We start from the raw sequence: 19,447 nt of genomic DNA, 5'->3' as shown, positions 1-19,447 counted from the left end.
AAGCATTCCAGAATATAATTATTACAGCCTAAAATACTTTAAGGAAAAAAATGAAAATAAGAAAAACGCTAACGAGTTTAACTCTAGCTAGCGTGGCTTTTAGCCTAAGCGCATATGCAAAGCAAGATATTACATTCAAGTTAGCCGCTACAACTGATGGCGTAACGCACTCTGTACCTATGCCAATCATGGGGCAAAATGCATTCACATTTGACATATTGCTAGACTATCAATATCAAACTAATGGCGGTCGATGCATTATCTTGTATCATCAAGATTCTTGTACAATCGAAAATATGAACGGCGCAGTCACACTTTCAAACATTCACTGGGGCAGAGCGTCAATTAACGGGTCTATTCAACAGATCTCTAGCTGGATGTATGTTAATCCACAAGAGACAAGCTCAACTGTTTTAATTCCATCAAGTAACGTACACTTTTACTATATAAATAATGAGAAGCCGTCTTCAACATTGAACGTATACGGTCGTTCGTCTTTGCAAGTCAGCAATTACGGCAGAGCAAGCATGCAAACAACCAAAAATGCTAACAATGCGGGATTTGAAATTGCGCGTGTGCCAGCGAGCACCTATCAAACCGGCGTCAAGTTTCCTATGATGGCAGGCTGTATGAATTTAGCGGTACTCAATACAACCTCATCTAGCATTGCTAGCGTTAACTTTACGCAAGCAAATCAAACAACAGGCCCTATTACTACAACGCTGTGCGTACCAGGTAATGATACAACTACCTTCGTTGGTATAGATGCAAAAGCTGAGCGTATCGCCAATATAACCTCTAAAGTACCAACAGAGCTTAAACATTTATATTAAAAAGCCTTTTTAGGCATATTGCCAGCCTTCATCCATTGAATGTCATGTTGTCTAAATTATCGTTAAGCCAACATGACAACCCAAAAAGTCATAAATATTTATAAGTTATTCTTAAAGCGCTCAGTACCGCGTAATGTCTATGTAATGTAATTACTTTTGTCGTTCTTTTAAGCTATCAAAACACCATAGATAATCGAACGGAATAAATATGTGTACTCACCTCGTACTTAGCTCATCATTGGCACCACAAGATAATCTATCAAAAAGCTTAACTTCACTCCCCATCGTTTCTTGCAGAACACCAGACTGCAGTAATGTCTGTTCAAGTAATATCATAATTGCCGAATTCATATATTCCTCGAAGGCAAGAATTCAATAACGCACTTATTTCAGCAGAGTTAAAGCCGACGATAAAAATAATAGTCAGGCTAATCGAAAATCTAATATTTAAACACTTCCAACACAACAAGGAAATATTATGTCTTCAAATATTGAAATCACTTATATCAATAAATCTATGAACAAAGATCTACCTAAAGTTTTTGTTTTCACTAAAAATGAAACTCCTACTTTTGATGCTTTGAAAGAAGGTGTTGCTTGGCGTGTTATACCTGATATTGGCCGTGCGTCATCTAGCACATTTGTATTCCCAGTAGACACCAGCGTTGGCGCAACTTGGCAAAGTGGTCAAAACAAAACGCAAAAGCTAGAGTCTATTATTGGTAAGCGATATACAGTAAGCAAGGACGATACAGGCGTAGTGCTTGCAGCCAATGGCAATGCATCAGATACTAAATCCATTGATGTAAACAACGATGTCAATGTACCTAACGGTATCAGTGCTCAACTATATAAAGATGGCAAGCTGATGATGGAAAAGAAAATCGTAGGCTTTGGCCAAAAAGCAACCTTTGTTCTTAAGCCTAAGCTCTATTGGGGTGTTGCTTCTGAAATCGAAGAAAGCCAATTACTTAGTTCTGCAGTGTTAAATACTGACAGCTTTTTTGAGCAAGATTTAGAAGGTGTTAGTAAAGCAACAGTTTCACTTAACGGTAATGCTGAAGAAGGATATAGCTTTAAAATTGAACACCAAGAATAATATAACGCATTTACCCATAGTAATTTTACCAAGCAAAGCAGACATAATGACTAGAAACTAAGAATATTTAACCAAGCAGTTTATCGTAATTAAATGTAAATGTGCTGCCGACATTAGGTCGCTATTATGCTTTAAGAGCCTAGTTTTATCTATCATGTCTCCTTAATTACAGCTAAAGCTCAATTATGAGCTTTAGCAACTTGACTCTGTTTAACAGCAATTGCTTTCAGCCTGATTTAAAGCATATAAAAACTATAACCTTACTCAAAAGCCAATCAATATTTCCTTCCATACTGGGATTCTAAGCTTTTAGATTTATAACTTAACTTAGTACTTTTTAAAACATAACGCTTACCACACTTTGGGCGCTCGTCGATGCCTTTAAAAAACGTAGCCTGAGCTAATTTACTATCAATTCTATCGTTCAAGCCTCTAGAGTTATATTCACATTTAACTCGAAAATATTATTATAGAATTAATTTCATTATGTAAAACATTACATAGATGGCCTATAAAAAGCACATCTCAGCAAAACTGATGAAACATGTTACTTAAGCTTAGGCATGACATTGAAGACATCATGCATGCTCGATATACACTCACAGGAATAACACTGTCCCTTTATTGAATAATTTATTCGACCATAGTTCAACTTGGCAAACTAAAAAGTATAAAATATTCTCAAAAAGCTGATATCCAAAAGCTTTAATGTCGGCATTTTGAATACGCAACGATTCAGCATAAGCGCTTTAACAACGCTTTTGCTCGACAAACATGTAAAGGGATACTTATGAAAGTATATAAATTTAATAGCGCTGGGTTACTTGGCCTAATATTAATGTCTGTAACTCATTTTTCTTTTGCACAAGATCAGTATCAAGAATTTACTGGTACCCACCAGCCATTTAAGCAAACAAGCAACAAAGTGGTTGGTACCTACATTGCCAATTGGTCAGATCCAAGCTCAATTGATAACGTCCCTGGCGATAATTTAACCCATATTTTATACGCATTTTTAAGGGCATGCGGGCCAGGACAACTCCCAAATGACGCCACGGTATGTGCCAATAAACCCGACTATGTCCTCGCAGAGGACGGTACTACTGTAGATAAGCAATTTGCACCCAAATTTTTACAGTTAAAGCAAAAATACCCTCACCTCAAAATCCTACCTTCCGTCGGTGGCTGGGGCGGATCAGATACGTTTCCCCCTATGGCGAAAGATCCACAAGCGAGGCAAGTCTTTGTTCAGTCTGTTGTCGATTATCTGCGTGCACACCGTGCTTTTGATGGCATTGATATAGATTGGGAATGGCCAAATACACCAGCAGAAGGCGGTCACTATGCCGATTTAATGCAAGACTTAAGAGCAGCCTTCGATGCCTTAGAAGTAGAACTTGGCAGAAAGTACTCGATCACCAGTGCTATAGGTACTCATGCAAATAATGTCCGGAACATAGATTACGAACGTGCAGCACCTTATCTTGACTACATCTTTTTAATGACATACGACTTTTTTGGCGGCTGGTCTAAAAGTAACATTGGCCACCATACCTCTTTAGATGCACACAGTGAAAACATCGCCGCTCATGGGGTCATGCAAGGGGTGCAAAACCTGCTCAATAAAAGTGTCCCTGCCAACAAACTGGTTGTCGGTGTGGCCAAATATGCACGAGGGTTTGACGGTGTCAGTTTAAGTGCCTCAGGTACGCATATTGGCGGGCAAGCAACAGGGCTATTTCCTAAAGCGGTTCAGCCATGGGATGAAGAGGGGGTGGGCACTTACACACGCGTAGTCAATGAAGTCATCGGCCAAAACGGTCAAGGGATCAATGGCTTTACTATCCGTTACGATGCAGACTGTGATTGTCACTATGCTTGGAGAGAAAGTGATGCCGCCTTCGTCGGCTTTGACCACCCTGCCAGTGTAATTAAAAAAGCCCAATACGCAGTAACCAGTAATTTAGGAGGTATATTTGCTTGGGAGTACGCCCAAGACAATGGCGATATTCTCAGCGCGATGAATTACGGTATCGGAAACAAATGGTTAGGAAACTCCAATCCAGGAGATGGTGTGTGCCAAGGAGTTGCAAATTGGCGCGCCGAAGATGTCTATCTCAGAGGCGATCAAGTACAAGTGGACAATCGTTTATACGAGGCCAAGTGGTATTCAAGTAATCAACACCCTGCACAATATTCAGGCCGCTGGCAGGTATGGCAATTTATCAGTGCGTGCCAGTAACCTCTAATAGAAAACTTTAACGGCTCGTATTTGTATAAAAAAAGGCGAGTACGAGAATGTTTACCGCACCTCTACTCGCCTTACAAATTAGACTAATAAACCCGTGCTTTACTCAACTTCACAGCCACACACAGAGCCTGCCGATGTATTGATATTCGTCCAGTCCCCATTCCACTTAAGGTAGCTTCTGGCATTTTTACACGTGCCCTTACGCTTTGCCTTGTCTTTTTGCGATGGATCGCCACCACAAATGAGTGCCGCAAAATCATTTGACGTAATTTGGCTAATTGCATTCACATCTGCCGCTTTTCCTTGGCCTGTTACAATGTCGATAAAGCTATGGCTCAGTTTTTGGCTGGTAATGTTATTACTCATCTTTTGCCCTGTCCCTGAATACTCATGACAGCCAAAGCAGTTACTGGAAAACTCATTGTTCAAATTAACATGTTGAAAATCAGTTTCAGCGACACTATTTGCCAATCGTAAAGATCCGCGTTCATTAGGGACACCTATGCCACCAGAACTTTTCGCAGTATCACTCACCCAGATAGCACCCACATTGAAGTAATTGTTTAACCTCTGCATATCAGGAGAAGCGTTTGTCGATGAAAGTGCCTCATACAAATGCCCGTTCTGTGACACGATATTAGCTAAATTTTCTCCCGCTTTGTGGTCACCTGAAGCCGTTCCATATGGATAAACCACACAAATATTCGTAGGTGCTCCTGTCGCAGGCCCATTCTTTAACTCTGGTTGGTTGAATTTACACGTATCAGGATCACTGTTTAAACTGTCTGGTAAATTGGCTGTACAAGTCTTTTCGGCGAATAGCCATGGCATAGCCTGCTCACCTTGCGCATCACATGTCGGAGAGTTCGCTTTGTACTCATAAGTTGCCCAAACGAATTCAGGATGGTCCTCTGTCGCGACTGCAATATGCATCCCAAGCAATCCCAGTGTTTGTGGCTGACCATCAATCATTTGCTGTTGGGTAACAAAGCTATTCGAGTTTTTTTCATGCTCACTCAGTACTTTCCAAGCAAACTTGAGTTCTGTAGTACCGGATGGAAAATTGATAATCCCCTTTTTGCCCAGCTCCACAGCACTGGCAGACAAGTCACACAGTGATTTATTAAATCTCACGTCGTAATACACAACATTGCCATCTTGTGCGTAAATCGAAGCACCGCCTCCCGCTTGGCCAGTAGAAATCGATGACTTTTGTAGCGACGTTCTCAAGCTTTTCGGGCTTTTTAAATTGTCACAAGAGTTGGCTGGCGTATTGAGGGCGTCATCGTTAAATTCAAGCAACGGATAGTTGGCATCAACCTGAAAATTTCTCAGCGCCGGGTTTTCAGAAGATGGCGACATCAAGTACAAATAGGCTTGCGTCGAAAACTGATAAAAGTCACAAAAGTTTGATGAACCATCAGGTCCACTCTTTTTAACTTCCTGTGGAAACGAGGGGCTCGTGATCCAATTCGGGTCTACTTGGCAATCGTAAGTGTTTGCAGGCACACTCTGAACATAAGCATTTGCTGAAGCAGTCGTGTCTGTTCTCGTGTTTGCCGAATTATAGCATGCTGTAAGCTGCAAAATTGATAGCACGATAACGCTTGTGAACATTAATTTTTTAGACGGTGTTTTCATTTCAATATCCCAATTTCTAGTGGCTTGGCCAACTATGAACATTCCATAATGATGTGTATCTGACGGTTTGTAGCACTTATAAGATTTGCACCGATGGAATGAAAAAGGTATTACACGTAATTACATTAAGTTACGGTTTTGATTTGATTGGTGAAAAAGGACAATTAGGCAAAAAATGAAACTAACTTGGATGTATTAGCAATGTATTAAGAGCGTGGCCTAGTACCAGCTCTTAATACATGATGGGGTTTTATTATAAAGGAATGCTAACGCGAGTCTATTTCGATATATTCAAAATATCTTCTTGGTATAAAAACCTCATCTATATTTTTAACCGCAAACTATTAATTGCAGTAGTTGTCTACAAACGTTAAATCATTAATATGCTCTGGCGCATCCATAACAAAGGTAGCAACTGCTGTTTGAGGATTAACGCTATAAATTTTTGCGTTTTCACCTGAAACTCTTCCCGACACATACAATGTACCGTCATCTGAAATAGCTAAACCAGATGCCCAATTAATCCCATGATCTCCTATCCAAGTTAGCGCCATTGAACCATCATCGATTGTATACAAAGATTTACCCGTTAATACGTAAAGAGTGTTGTTGTCAGCAGAATATGCTATGTCACCATGAGAGAAAGTGTCGCCTGAGTAACGCATCTTGCCTAATACGGTTTTTTCGCCCGTTTGTAAGTTGTAGTCATACATGTACGTTTTGCTTGTGGCACGCAAAGTTTGCCCATTGGCTGTGACGGTAGAACGATAAATCGGCCAAGATTTAGCATCAACCTCAGCAATCTGCAAACCAGTTTCTAAATCTAATGACCAAAGCTTTGACGCTTTTGTGCCTGAGTCTAGCTGCTCCATAAAATACAGTTTGCCATTGTGACTAGCAATATTTGACGCCGTATTTTGGGCACCGGCTACAACACTATAAGTGTTTGTCTCTAAGTCAAACTTATAGACATATCCCGTTTGGGCTGAACCATAGTTATTAATACCAAAAATACCCGTGTGGCAAGCTTGCTTTTCAGTTACAGCGACGTCGTCAATAAAGCCCCCTAGACTATCATTTGTGCCAGTGCCAGTGAAACGGATCTCTGAACTACTTGAAGTCGCCTCTACAGACAAGGTGAAAGATTGCCAGCCTCTTTGCGTCGCGTTTAAATTTAATACAGTTGTACCATTCCACTTAACGTCCACTTTGTTTGTCTGACTATTCCCTTTAACTCGCGGCGAGTAATGAAATGACACTTCATATGTTTTACCGGCTTCAGTCGCTAGCGATTGAAATACACTGTGATTAGCCGTCGAGTCGAGCTCAATATATTGGGTACCATCTTGAGCACTAATGATACCAAGGCGAGATGTTTGAATTTCAAATCTCGCTCCTTCACGTTGCCACCCTGTCACCGAATCGAGTAATGTCCATTTTGACTTCACGACATCCTGCTCAAACGACCCGTTTGTTACTAAATTGCCTGCATTTGCAATGTGCGAAGCAAAAAGCGTAGATATTGCAAAAAGAGATAATTTCATAAAGTAGTTCTCCAATTTTTAGCTACGTTTGAAACACAACTGAAAGTAAACTTATCTATTAAATTCAGAACTTTAAAGTCATAAATAAAGTTCAGTTAAAGCTAGGTTGATATCTTCACTTATTATCAAGTTGCACAAATGATGCCTAAACTGAAAGAGGTGTTTATCAATCTGGTGCTTGCCAAAAAAAGCAAAGTATTGTCTGCAGCTTTTTAAACGCTTTCTCACTTGCAAAAAAGTGCACTGGTCCAGCGAATGTTGAAGGTTTTGATATTTAAAACTGAATAAATATTGGGGGACTAAAAATAGATCAGCGACTTTACAGTCGCTGACCTATCGAGAAAACCTAGCAGATAAAAGAGTCAGATCTTGTAGTTTGATTTTCCATACTCTTGAAGGTTAACTTTGGTGCCAGCAAGGCCCTACAGAAATAATTGTAATAACATACGTATGCCAGTGATAAGCAACACAATAGAAAATACTTTCTTAAGTTTTACTGCGTCTAATTTAGCTGCAAGTGATGCACCAACTGGCGCAAACAGCACAGTTAAAGGCACAATGCATAGGAACGCAACGAGGTTAACAAGCCCAAACGTACCGATAGGTGCATCAGCAGGTGATTGGCCTAAAATGAGCATGGTCGCAGCGCCTGGCAAAGAGATAATTAACCCGATGGCAGCAGCTGTCCCCACCGCTTTATGAGCTGGGTAGTTATATAGCGTGAGTAATGGAACAGAAATAGTCCCCCCTCCAATGCCTACCATTGAACTGAATAATCCAATTGAGGTACCCATTGTCGCTTGTCCAGCTTTACCGGGCAGGGATTGAAATAAAGCTGACTTGCCTGAACGAAACAGCATATTCAGAGCAGACAAGGTCGCGATAATACCAAATAATCCAGTCAACCAAGTACCATTGACGCGTGTTACCAACCAACTTCCTACCAAAACACCGATAAAGATAAACACAGCCCAGCGCTTTAACAGATCAAAATCGACATTGCCTTTCTGATTGTGCGATCGAATTGAGCTAATAGAAGTTGGAATGATCGTCGCTAACGAGGTTGCGGTTGCAATGACCATGGCTGATTCAGGCGATACGCCAAAGCCTTGGAAAACAAAAAATAGCACCGGCACGATAACAATACCGCCGCCTACCCCCAGCAAGCCCGCCAAAATCCCCGCAAATGCTCCTGTTGCAACCAGTGCGATGAGTGTTGAAATATTATTGCTTAAAAACTCTATCATAGTGTAAATCAACAACGTTTAATTAAAATAAATAAAACCAACAAACGGAAAACCCATTTGTTGGTTATGTAAGAGACAAACGAAGAAATTATGCAGAGAGCTCTTTTCTTACTATTTCTGCCCCAGCGGCTAAAGCCTGTAGTTTACCTCTCGCCACTTCTCGTGATAGCGGTGCCATACCACAGTTAGTACAAGGATAAAGCTTGTCGGCATCAACATATTTAAGTGCTTCGCGAATCGTATCAGCGACTTCTTCAGGCGTTTCGATGTCATTGGTAGCCACATCAATAGCGCCAACCATCACCTTCTTCCCTTTCAGAAGTGACAACACTTCAAGCGGCACTCGACCGTTATGACATTCTAAAGAAATAATATCGATACTAGATTGCTGAATAGCAGGGAATGTTCTTTCATAGTGGCGCCACTCATTCCCTAGCGTTTTCTTCCAATCGGTATTTGCTTTGATGCCGTAGCCATAGCAAATGTGTACAGCGGTTTCGCACTTAAGCCCTTGGGTTGCTATTTCAAGTGCTTCAATGCCCCATTCGTTCACTTCATCAAGGAACACATTGAACGCAGGTTCGTCAAACTGAATAATATTAACGCCAGCAGCTTCTAACTCTTTTGCTTCTTCATTCAATGCTTTAGCAAATTCAAACGCAAGAGTTTTACGATCTTGATAATAATCATCATAAAGCGTATCGACCATGGTCATCGGCCCTGGTAGCGCCCATTTGATTGGCTGATTTGTTTGCGAACGCAAAAACTTCGCATCATCAACAAATACCGGTTTTTGACGACTTACTGGACCAATAATGCCCGGTACACTGGCGTCGTAGCGATCACGAATTCTAACTGTCTTTTTGTTTTCAAAATCAACACCGCTCAGATTTTCGATGAATGTGGTGACAAAGTGCTGGCGAGTTTGTTCGCCGTCACTCACAATTTCAATACCCGCACGGTCTTGTTCTTGCAATGTCACTCTCAATGCGTCTTTTTTACCAGCAATCAGCTCTTCGCCTTCTAGTTTCCAAGGTGACCAAAGCTGTTCAGGTTGTGCCAACCAAGACGGTTTTGGCAGACTGCCCGCGGTAGAAGTTGGGAATAATTTTTTCATAATTAATACGTCTATACCTTAAAATCAGAATGACGGCTGAACAAAGTTAGCAGCCCACTTTTCCAGTGTTGACTGGTGTCGCTGAATGAAGTTATCTTCACACCATTTACCTTGCTCAATCGCAAGGCGGGCACGCTCTTCTCGGTCGTAAACCACTTGTGTTAGAGAGCAATCTAAGTTTTTCAGGCTTGGCTTATAAGTTTCACCAGCCGTAGAATTAGCGTTATAAATTTCTGGGCGATAAATCTTCTGGAATGTTTCCATCGTGCTCAGCGTGCTGATCAGCTCCAGTGTGCTGTAATCATTTAGTAAGTCACCGAAGAAAAAGAATGCATAAGGAGCAACACTGTTTTCAGGCATAAAGTAACGCACTTCCATGCCCATTGTTTTAAAATACTGCTCTGTCAGTGATGATTCATTCGGTGTATATTCAACACCTAAAATCGGATGTGTATTACTTGTACGGTGATAAGTTTTGTTGTCTGATACACTTAAACAAATCACTGGAGGCTTGCTGAAGTTTTCTTTATAAGCACTTGAACTAATGAAGTCTTGGAACATTTTACCGTGCAATTCACCATAGTTATCCGGCACAGAGAAATGATCTTTTCCTTCATTGTGTTTGCGCAGTAGCACGCTAAAGTCGTAGTCACGGACATAAGATGAGAAGTTATTACCCACAATACCTTCGATACGTCTGTTTGTGTGATGATCAACGATGTACGTCTTTAATACTTCGATAGTAGGGAAGGTTTCACCATTGCCCTCAACGTCAATATCAACATGCACAATATCAATTTCAACTGAGTAACGGTCTTTTTTAGGGTTATCCCAATTTGCCAGACTGTTAAAGCAGTTATTAATCATGTTAATTGCTTTACGAAGGTTTTCCTGACGTACTTCACCACGCGCCAAATTAGCAAAGTTTGTAGTAAGGCGCGTATCGTTTGAAGGTGAATAATGCTCATCAAATCGAATAGTCTTAATTGAATAGGTGAAATCGCTGCTCATAATATTGTGGGTCCTTAGCTTAAAATTAAATCTGACCTGAATGTCTTGAAGCCATTCTATGATGAATGACTCATGATTAATATTGATTTAATTTTATGATTCTATGAGTTTTGCTCATAGTGTTGTGTTAATGATTCGAATACAAGAATGCGAAAGAATTGTTAATTACTGTGTGGCACAAACTAAGATGGTAATTAATTCCATGTTTATAGATGCTATTTTATGAGCAAATAGCGTTGATTAGTTGATGTATTTTTAAAGCAGTATTTCGAAGTAGCGTGTTGTCACTGAAAACTGTTTACTGGGTGATGGGTCGCAGCCTAAGCGAACAGAAAAACGCCGCGTTTAGGCCATTTATCATTTATTTAAAATAGGTAAAACGAATGCTATAACTTTCTTGTGCATTTTATTTTTGTAGGCAAATTAAAAAATAACTTTAGCCATTAGGAAGTGCTAATGGCTGTTGATTTACTCTGGGCTAACTGCCACCGGATGCTTGTAACACTGTGCCATTTTGATAAAGGCGCTGAGATAATCAATATTACTATCTCCTTCTCGAGTCCCTAAATAAATCTGCTTCGCGATGCCGTTTTTACCTAAACGTACAACCGACAATGGTAGTTTTGTGCTGTACTCTTCTGCCAACCAACGGGGTAATGCTGCAACACCTCGACCACATGCAACCATTTGCAACATGATGTCGGTGGTTTCGACCGTTTTGTGTTGCTTAGGGATCACTTGATCTGGATTGAGAAACTGCGTGTAAATATCAAGGCGATCTTTTGATACTGGGTAGGTAAACAACACTTGGTCCCTGAGATCTTCAGCCTGAGCAAATTTTTTAGCCGTTAATTTATGATCTTTAGGAACGACAAGCACTTGCTCATAATCAAATACTGGCTCAAAGACTAAGCCACTTTTAAAATAGGGATCAGGTGTTACCAGCAAATCTATTTCATAATCTAGTAAAGCCCCTACTCCGCCAAATTGGAATTTTTGTTTAACATCCACGTCAACACCCGGCCAAGTCTCTAAAAAAGGTGATACCACTTTTAACAGCCATTGATAGCAAGGGTGGCATTCCATACCGATCCGCAATGTCCCGCGCTCGCCCATAGCGATTTGTTTAAGTCTTTCTTCAGCACCGCATAATAGCGGAAGCGCACGGCTTGCAATATTAAGTAGATAGTGGCCTGCTTGTGTTAGTCTTAAGCTTCTTCCGTCCCGTACCCAAACGGCAGTACCTAGGTTGTCTTCCAGTTTGCGCATTGTATGGCTTAATGCCGATTGTGTTACACAGAGCTCTTTTGCCGCAGCAGTGAGAGATCCTTGCTGATGGACAGCATGAATGATACGAAGGTGGATGCGTTCTAACATTTTTAATTATGAGTAAAATTAATAGATTGTTTATAATATATCATTTTCTCTCATCGATAAACTCACCTAAACTAGCATCAATTAAATAATCCATACGATTAAGTGTAAGTTTATAAAATGAAAAATGAAGTTAAAACGCCCCCCGCCGCACATTATGAGGTGTGTGTAACCAAGATCGAATCACTCAATAAACATACCTTTGAAATTGAGCTGTTAGCCCCAGAGGGAACAGTACTGAACTATAAGTCTGGGCAATATTTGAAGCTCGAATTGGATGTTAATAATGATGGCCAACCATTGTGGCTTTCATATACGATTTCTAGCAGTTTAGATGCTGATAAACCCAATAAAGTGTGCTTAATTATCCAAGTTGCGAGTGACTTTTCAGGCAAAGTGGTTGACTGCTTGTTTGCTGCTAAAGCCAATAACCAGCCAGTCAAGATCATGCTCGCCATGGGCAACGCATTTTTACAAACGAACCTTGAACAGCCTCATTTGTTTGTCGCCGCGGGCTCTGGCATATCCAAAATTAAGTGTATTACGGAAGATATTTTGCGTCGAAATCCTGATGCGAATATCGATATTTACTGGTCTAATCGTCATAGCGATGACTTTTTTCTTTTAGAACAGTTTCATAATTGGGCGACTACGCATAAAAACGTGAATTTCCATACAATTTTAGAGTCGGCTCAGTCTGGTTGGACAGGAAGAACAGGCTTTCTCTACGAAGTCATACAGCAGGACCATACCAACCTTAAAGAGACACATGCTTATTTATGTGGCTCACCAAAAATGGTTTATGGCACAATTGACCAGCTCAATGATTTAGGCTTAGAAGAGCGAAATTGCTATTCAGACGTTTTTGAATTTTCACCTAGAGCCAAAACGCAAGAAACCTAAAGCTATTCAGATAATTTAAAGATAAATGCCCTTTTAGGTCGCCGCCAAATATATTTTTGGCGGTAACTTGAAGCGATAAAAAATTGGTAGCTAACATACGCAGCAAAGCAGAGTCGAGCCAACGGTTACTAACCCGACTTTAACGCCTTTTTATATTCAATTAAATAATCAAAAACCTTATTTGAAATCGCTTCTAACTTTGGTTGAGTATTTTCCTCTGCAACATTAGTTACAATGAAAATACCAATTTTTTTCTTCGGATAAATGACCAGCCAACTAGATGTGCCCATTGAGCCGCCACTTTGATAGAGCATTAGCTCATTTGAATCATCTTTAGCTGTATACCAATAAAATGCCTTGCCATGACCCGTCCAACTCTCCTCTAAAAGTTGATGGGAAATAGCCACCTCAGGCTCTGAAGAAAATTGATGTCGAATATAGCGCGTAACAGACTCAACGTTTGAAGTTAATCCTCCACCAGCAAACCAATATGGACTCGCCAAGGGCATCTGATTGCCATTCCCATCTGATCCGACTGTCACTTCGCTTACTTCCAAGTTTGTACGCCTGAATTTTGTACCACGCTCTCCAGACTTGCTTGTGATCAATTCAGAAACCAGTAATTCAAAAGGTTTTTGGTAAACAGATTCCAGAATATATCCAGCTAAATTGGTACCGACGCTTGAATATAGATAGTCCTCGCCTGGTGTTGAATTCAGTTTTACTTTTTTAAGATCATCAAAATAGTCATCTCTAGAATATTTTGATATTTTTTCAAAATATCTACCTTGCTCAATATCTTCGCGACTGGCAGCAAAATTGCTAGGCAGACCACTGGTATGCGTCAAAAGGTGTCGTAAAGTTATATACTGATTGGACAGCTCTAAGTTTTTATATTCGTTATTTTTAAAGTAATGGCGGATATCTTTATCAAGCTCAACTTTCCCGTCGTGAATAGCCTTAGCAACAACTAAACCGGTATAAGTTTTGGTTAACGAGCCAATTTCGTATATTGTTTGGTTGTTAGGCTTATCGCCATTCCTTAACGTCCCTAAATGATATTGGTAAGTATTTTCTGAATCTACAACCGAAATTGAAACAACTTGCCCAGCATTTCCATCAATAAATTCTATGAGCTCATTTTTCGTATTAGATTCAAAATTAGTTGCATCATGACTTTTGCAAGAAGCCAACACTGTCATTAATGAAATAGCCAATACCGATGATATAGTTTGATTTATTAATCGGCTCATTATTTTCCTTATAAAATCACTAAAATTATTCTTTAGACGATAATATTGATTAAAAGGTTTAAAGGCTGGATGAATTTAGTGTAGCCACCAGAGCAAGTAATAAACATATTTTTTAATAAAGCCCATATGCGATCCCAAGCTATACCAAATAGCTGAATCATTAAACTGTTAGGTGCTTATTGGCTGCAACCTAGCAAATTACTTTTGCTAACTATAATCACAAATTTCTATTCTTGTTTTACCATCACTCATGAATGAATAATTATAGCTACCATCATTTTGTGAGAGTGAATGATAAATAGTGCTTTATTGTTTGTTTAAATAGAACCTAAGTTCGAACGACTATCATGCAGAAGAAAAGGATAGCCACAATTATTTGAATAAACAGGTTAATCAATCATCTCAGTAGCATATAGCACCCTAATTTGCCGAGCCGCTGTTTAGCGCCGGCTGAACTTGATTGTTATGTTCCAATGCATCTTTCATGGTTTGTTTAAATTTTGGGTTTTTAAGCAAGTCTTCATAACGATCAAGCATTGATTCTATTTTGCTTTGTGGAATTTGTTCATTGTTTGGTTTTGAATAAAATTTCATGGCCGCTTGAAATCTAGTCATAGAAACGCGCATAATTGAAGAAATCAACTCATTGTTATCAACAACTTCAGTGATGTCAAAACAACCTTTGAGTTTCGTTTTTTCTTCACCATCTTCACCTATATATTCATCGACATTCACAGTCCAAGCAGACCAATCAATATCTTGATCAGGAAAATGCTTATCCAAGCTCTCAAATAGTTGCGGTGCAAACACATTCTTTAATATAAGCTTGCCAATATCTTTATCAATTCTACTCACTTCATAAGACAGACATGAAGCGAGTGGAGCTGGTTGTTGCGCTTCACTGAAATAGCTAAAAAACATCAATGCAATATAGATTATATGCAAAATTCCTCCTCGTAATATAACGCCACGCTTAACCTGCGCAAATTAGCAGACTAAAATTAGTCACAAAGGAGCACCAAAATGCTTTTTGGTTCCTTTGGCTTAGCCGTTTATTATATTGCCTTGTGCCAAGCTCTCAAATGTTGTAACTCAACAATTGCTTGCTCTTTATCTACTAAATACCAGCCATATGAAATGTCTAAAATCATGTTATATTGAGTTTTAATTTCAACATCGTCAGCTGATTTTTCACTCACCGGCTGGTAAACAAAAAAGTAATCTTGGCCAGCTTCAAAGTCATAACTAAAATCCAAGTTTGAAATTTTGATCGGTGCATTGGGTGTAAAAGAAACTTTTTTGTTACCTGGATCAACACTTACTTTGGCATAACCAGGGTACCCGATACACCCTTTATACTTACCATCGATTCCAACTAGCAAACATGAGTTCACTCCGGGCATATTGAATTGGTAAAAATATAGGTTGGCCTTGCTATTCGATGTGCCTTCTGAGTAATTAAACACAGGGCCTTTTGGTACTATTTCAGTACTCATACAGCCTTGTAAAAAAAGGACTAATAGAGCAAGAAGTATTCTCAAAGCTGCGCTTCCTTCTAGTAATACAACATTAAGTTGATGCGAAATAACATTATTTCTGCGATAAACGTCACATAACAACGACTAAATATATACGCACTATATTACTATCAACCATAACAACAATTCAATTAAATGCAACAAAATTGCAAATTATCAAAGTGCGCTGATTGCCGCATAACCGCGGGAGTTGGGGTGCACTCAACACTGAATTTTTCAAATACAAATAAATCATAATGGAACTTACTAATAGCATGATTTAGTATAATATTTATGGATATAAATATTACTTGAAATACGGTAGCTAGAGATCTAATTGTTATTCAAAAACTTTAACGTGCTAGATATGTTCTATTCCCATACTTTTAAGTCACGCTGGATACTGATCAGCATAAGCAACTCGTAATGTTAGTGAGTTTCTTTTAAGGCAAAGAAATATATCTGCTTTATGAATGAGTAGCAGATCATAGTGATTAACCATGATGACAGGTATTACTACCTTTCCGACCAAATACTCGTTATAAAAAGATAATTACTGATCAGTACATAAAATCACAAACAAAACAGTGGGATGAATAATGAAGCCTGAACACCTAGCGAAGCTACTCTCTGTGGCAATTATTATTTTTCTAACAACCAGCAAGGTGCAAAGCTGCGAGTTTGCAACAGAAAATAATCTGTGTATCTACCAGCAGACAATATCATTACCTTTAAAGCAACCAGTCGGGACTTTTGTTGTTCACCTAGAAGATCACAGTCGCAACAGCCACAGAACGCTTGATTTAGGCCCCAGACAGCTAGGCGTTAGGCTTTTTTACCCTGCCGTAGTCGATCATAAGGAAACTAAACTGACGGCTTTTCCGGACAAGTTTGCACGAGTTAACCAGCTTATTTTCGATGAAGTAATAGAGCCATCGGAAATCGAAAAGTTAAGGTCGTTGAATTGGGACATCGCTGAAGCAGCTGACATAGATGACTCTTTGGGGTCTTTGCCCCTGATAATCTTATCTCATGGGTATTATCTCAATCCGGAACTGTTTGTCATCACTGCTTCATATATTGCCAGTAGAGGCTATCTCGTCGCTTCCATAAACCATACTTTTGGTTCATCCCACTACACTCCCCCTAATTCCGAGACTAAGCTGACCATAGAATTGCCCCATGCTGACCTAGGAAGTGATCTGGCGATGTGGAGCGCCGATCAGCTCTTTGTTCTTGAACACTTACAACAACAAAACCAAAAGTTAGAGAGTGTTTTATACAACAAAATCTCCGACAAAGTGGGCATTATTGGCCATTCTTATGGTGGAGCAGCCGCTTTTCACAGTGCAGCACAATCGGACAAAGTCGATGCCATCATTAACCTCGACGGAACGGTTTTCAATAGAAAAGGGCTGACTATCAAGCAACCCTTTATGTATGTGCACGCCTACGAGGAATATTTCAGCGAAATTTTCGTCAACGTAAAAAACAAGGGCTATGTTGCCATTTTTGAAGACCTCAATCACGTGTCTTTCACCGACTTTGTCGTCTTTAAGGAGATGATTCAGCAACCGCAATCGACACAGCAAATAGATAATAACTTCAAAGCTATTGTGGATGTGGCCAGCCTGAGCACAGGTTTCTTTGAGCATCACCTTGGTAACAATAAAGGCTATTTTAAGCCACCAGCTAATTTGTCCCGAGATAATTTAAGCTTCAAAGTTTTTGACTGCAATTCTGAAGAATCATCGTCACAACCGTTAATACTCTGTGCCTACTATGAATTGAAAGATTGGGTCATACAGGGTTTTTGAATACACACGCACTAGCTGTTTTTAACGCTGTGCTATTAGCAAAAAAAAGTGTTTATGTGGGTTAGGAATAAACAAGTAGTACAGGCGCTTTTTTTGTATATGACGCCTCGCATAAAGGGCTAATAATGCTTTACTTGAGTTAGTGAGCACGAACTAAGCCAAGCTTGATTAGTCCATGCGTTGACGCACTTTTTATATACACAATTACATATTAGGCTCGCAATATTTTAGCCTTGGTTTTGGATTAAAGTAAATTAAGAAATTATTGGTGTCATCGGCTAAATGTATTCTTAACACTTGCTCCCCGCCCCAAGCCTGAAACACAATATTCGTGACATTTTCTTTGTAAATATGAAATACCAACTCTCCACCCAAAAATAGTTTCACACTGACTGAGTTATTACCAAACGGTGAATGAGTAAATATTAATTTTTCACCAGTGTCATAATCCATCAGAAATGAAAATTTCCCTTCATCTTGATCATATTCACTAGAATAGCCAAAGCCTTTCTCAAAAAACTCTAGTTCCTCTGGAAATTCATAGGTCATGGTAACTCCTCACTTCAAGTAGATATACCGCCTCTGTTAAAAGGCAAAATGTGGTTGCCTAAAATTTGAAGCGAAGCGGAACCGAGCTAACTGTTACGAATCCGACTTTAAGGCCTTAATAATCCTCGTTTCATACTGAATTAGTTTTTCTAAAAACTGCTCAATAAAGTCTTTATCCGCTTGCTCAGTCACAAGTGATAAAGCAAACTTTGCTTCATTTCTTATATCTTCGCATTGCTCAATACTTGCGCCATCATTACCGTATAAAATACCGGCTGGCCATTCATGTTCACAATATGAAAACCAGTTTAAAATACTGTCAAGCAGTAAGCTATTCCCATGATTATTCTCGGGATCTATTTCGTGACATCTTTTATAAAAATCCATATCAACTAGAGAGCCAAGTTCTTCAAATAAGCCTTTGGTTTGGTATATATTTTGAATAAGCTTACCAAGCCACAAAGTTGAATCGTAATCACCAATCTCAAAACCTCTTTTCAGAGTAGGGTAAACGAGGTTTATGAATATTTCGTAGCGGATACAACTATGTCTGTTTTTCTCTAGATTAGGTAAATACGACCATACCCAGTTACGAACCTCTTCTTCTCCTTTAAATGACTCAACAAAAAGTTTCACTGAAGTTGCAGCTTGTTTCTTTAGCCCAGCTTCTAACTCTTTCTCAAATTTCTCGTAATACTCAATATTCATAAGAGACTTAACACCTTGTTAAGTAGCAGCTAACTACCACTAAACCAAACAGAGCGACAGTAATCACTAGGCTCAAATCAAACCCAAATCGCCGACCGCAAGCTGTATTCATAAACAATTTGTTAGGCGTTTTCACACCTTAATAGACGTATTCCGCCGACCTCTGCGGTAAAACCAAACTGCTCATAAAATGGTTCCATATCAGGCAAGCAATAGAGTTCAAAATGACGAACCTTGTTCAGTTTAGGATGATGTTTTATCAACTCCATTAACTTAATTCCAAGACCCTTCCCGCGCTCATCTGGTGCTACAATGACATCAAAAATGACAGCTTTATAGATAAAGTCACTCAATACACGTGCAAAGCCGACTAGTTCACCTTGCTCACTTACGATACCAACACAAACCTGCGAACCAGATACACATGCTTTTGTTTCAGCTAAAGTGCGAGTTTTCCCCCACCATACCTGTTGGTACAAAGCATGAACTTGTTTTACATGTTCACTAGAAAATTGATCAATTACTTCCATGCTGCCTCTCGATGCCTAATGTTATTATATTAGGAACAAAGTATTTGGTGATA

At 39.5% G+C, this 19,447-nt stretch carries 18 protein-coding genes; 5 read left to right on the top strand and 13 right to left on the bottom strand.

Going from position 1 to position 19,447, the window contains the following annotated elements; all coding sequences use genetic code 11:
- Nucleotides 1–50 precede the first annotated feature (50 nt).
- The gene (locus QNM16_RS00805; protein WP_284018699.1) at nt 51–833 is read left to right on the top strand and encodes a hypothetical protein; all 783 of its coding nucleotides are present in this window, start codon (nt 51–53) and stop codon (nt 831–833) included.
- Between the two features lie 216 nt (nt 834–1,049).
- Here the strand turns inward: QNM16_RS00805 and QNM16_RS00800 are convergent, their stop codons facing one another.
- Complete coding sequence (locus QNM16_RS00800) at nt 1,050–1,184, bottom strand: hypothetical protein (protein WP_284018698.1); 135 nt, start codon at nt 1,182–1,184, stop codon at nt 1,050–1,052.
- Between the two features lie 127 nt (nt 1,185–1,311).
- Between QNM16_RS00800 and QNM16_RS00795 the strand changes: the two genes are divergently transcribed.
- Nucleotides 1,312–1,932: a hypothetical protein gene (locus QNM16_RS00795; RefSeq protein WP_284018697.1), complete on the top strand. Its 621-nt coding sequence runs from the start codon at nt 1,312–1,314 to the stop codon at nt 1,930–1,932.
- 790 nt (nt 1,933–2,722) lie between these two features.
- The gene (locus QNM16_RS00790) at nt 2,723–4,174 is read left to right on the top strand and encodes a glycosyl hydrolase family 18 protein (RefSeq protein ID WP_284018696.1); all 1,452 of its coding nucleotides are present in this window, start codon (nt 2,723–2,725) and stop codon (nt 4,172–4,174) included.
- A 108-nt stretch (nt 4,175–4,282) separates the two neighbouring features.
- On the opposite strand, the gene QNM16_RS00785 is transcribed toward QNM16_RS00790, so the two are convergent.
- The 6 genes from QNM16_RS00785 to QNM16_RS00760 all read right to left on the bottom strand — a co-directional run bounded on the left by QNM16_RS00785 (nt 4,283) and on the right by QNM16_RS00760 (nt 12,120).
- A complete protein-coding gene (locus QNM16_RS00785) occupies nt 4,283–5,824 on the bottom strand; it encodes a mannan-binding protein (RefSeq protein WP_284018695.1) in 1,542 nt (513 codons plus the stop codon).
- 344 nt (nt 5,825–6,168) lie between these two features.
- Complete coding sequence (locus tag QNM16_RS00780) at nt 6,169–7,368, bottom strand: DUF642 domain-containing protein (RefSeq protein ID WP_284018694.1); 1,200 nt, start codon at nt 7,366–7,368, stop codon at nt 6,169–6,171.
- Between the two features lie 422 nt (nt 7,369–7,790).
- Nucleotides 7,791–8,615: a sulfite exporter TauE/SafE family protein gene (locus QNM16_RS00775; RefSeq protein ID WP_417709103.1), complete on the bottom strand. Its 825-nt coding sequence runs from the start codon at nt 8,613–8,615 to the stop codon at nt 7,791–7,793.
- Between the two features lie 88 nt (nt 8,616–8,703).
- Complete coding sequence (locus QNM16_RS00770; RefSeq protein ID WP_284018693.1) at nt 8,704–9,732, bottom strand: methionine synthase; 1,029 nt, start codon at nt 9,730–9,732, stop codon at nt 8,704–8,706.
- A 24-nt stretch (nt 9,733–9,756) separates the two neighbouring features.
- Nucleotides 9,757–10,743: a DUF1852 domain-containing protein gene (locus tag QNM16_RS00765; protein ID WP_284018692.1), complete on the bottom strand. Its 987-nt coding sequence runs from the start codon at nt 10,741–10,743 to the stop codon at nt 9,757–9,759.
- Nucleotides 10,744–11,211: 468 nt separating this feature from the next.
- Entirely contained in the window at nt 11,212–12,120 is a 909-nt protein-coding gene (locus tag QNM16_RS00760; RefSeq protein WP_284018691.1) for a LysR family transcriptional regulator, read from the bottom strand.
- A gap of 117 nt (nt 12,121–12,237) precedes the next feature.
- Here QNM16_RS00760 and QNM16_RS00755 point away from each other — a divergent pair, with 117 nt between their 5' ends.
- Nucleotides 12,238–13,020, top strand: coding sequence for a ferredoxin reductase domain-containing protein (locus QNM16_RS00755; protein WP_284018690.1), 783 nt, complete (start codon nt 12,238–12,240; stop codon nt 13,018–13,020).
- A 128-nt stretch (nt 13,021–13,148) separates the two neighbouring features.
- Here the strand turns inward: QNM16_RS00755 and QNM16_RS00750 are convergent, their stop codons facing one another.
- The 3 genes from QNM16_RS00750 to QNM16_RS00740 all read right to left on the bottom strand — a co-directional run bounded on the left by QNM16_RS00750 (nt 13,149) and on the right by QNM16_RS00740 (nt 15,769).
- Nucleotides 13,149–14,273 carry a serine hydrolase domain-containing protein gene (locus QNM16_RS00750; protein ID WP_284018689.1) on the bottom strand — a complete coding sequence of 375 codons (1,125 nt, stop codon included), beginning with the start codon at nt 14,271–14,273 and terminating at the stop codon, nt 13,149–13,151.
- Between the two features lie 420 nt (nt 14,274–14,693).
- Nucleotides 14,694–15,218: a hypothetical protein gene (locus tag QNM16_RS00745; RefSeq protein ID WP_284018688.1), complete on the bottom strand. Its 525-nt coding sequence runs from the start codon at nt 15,216–15,218 to the stop codon at nt 14,694–14,696.
- 110 nt (nt 15,219–15,328) lie between these two features.
- Entirely contained in the window at nt 15,329–15,769 is a 441-nt protein-coding gene (locus QNM16_RS00740) for a hypothetical protein (RefSeq protein WP_284018687.1), read from the bottom strand.
- A 620-nt stretch (nt 15,770–16,389) separates the two neighbouring features.
- Here QNM16_RS00740 and QNM16_RS00735 point away from each other — a divergent pair.
- Nucleotides 16,390–17,607 (top strand): alpha/beta hydrolase family protein, encoded by a 1,218-nt coding sequence (locus QNM16_RS00735; RefSeq protein WP_284018686.1) that lies wholly within the window; start codon nt 16,390–16,392, stop codon nt 17,605–17,607.
- 204 nt (nt 17,608–17,811) lie between these two features.
- Here QNM16_RS00735 and QNM16_RS00730 read toward each other — a convergent pair whose 3' ends face one another.
- From QNM16_RS00730 to QNM16_RS00720, 3 genes are all read right to left on the bottom strand, one after another.
- Nucleotides 17,812–18,156 carry a hypothetical protein gene (locus QNM16_RS00730; RefSeq protein ID WP_284018685.1) on the bottom strand — a complete coding sequence of 115 codons (345 nt, stop codon included), beginning with the start codon at nt 18,154–18,156 and terminating at the stop codon, nt 17,812–17,814.
- 93 nt (nt 18,157–18,249) lie between these two features.
- Nucleotides 18,250–18,864, bottom strand: coding sequence for a hypothetical protein (locus tag QNM16_RS00725; RefSeq protein ID WP_284018684.1), 615 nt, complete (start codon nt 18,862–18,864; stop codon nt 18,250–18,252).
- A gap of 122 nt (nt 18,865–18,986) precedes the next feature.
- Nucleotides 18,987–19,394 carry a GNAT family N-acetyltransferase gene (locus tag QNM16_RS00720; protein ID WP_284018683.1) on the bottom strand — a complete coding sequence of 136 codons (408 nt, stop codon included), beginning with the start codon at nt 19,392–19,394 and terminating at the stop codon, nt 18,987–18,989.
- Nucleotides 19,395–19,447 lie beyond the last annotated feature (53 nt).

It is taken from the genome of Pseudoalteromonas umbrosa (genome assembly GCF_030125375.1).
Lineage (GTDB): Bacteria > Pseudomonadota > Gammaproteobacteria > Enterobacterales > Alteromonadaceae > Pseudoalteromonas > Pseudoalteromonas umbrosa.
The sequence above is the reverse complement of the archived record's forward strand: the minus strand, read 5'-3'. Positions and strand labels throughout refer to the sequence as shown.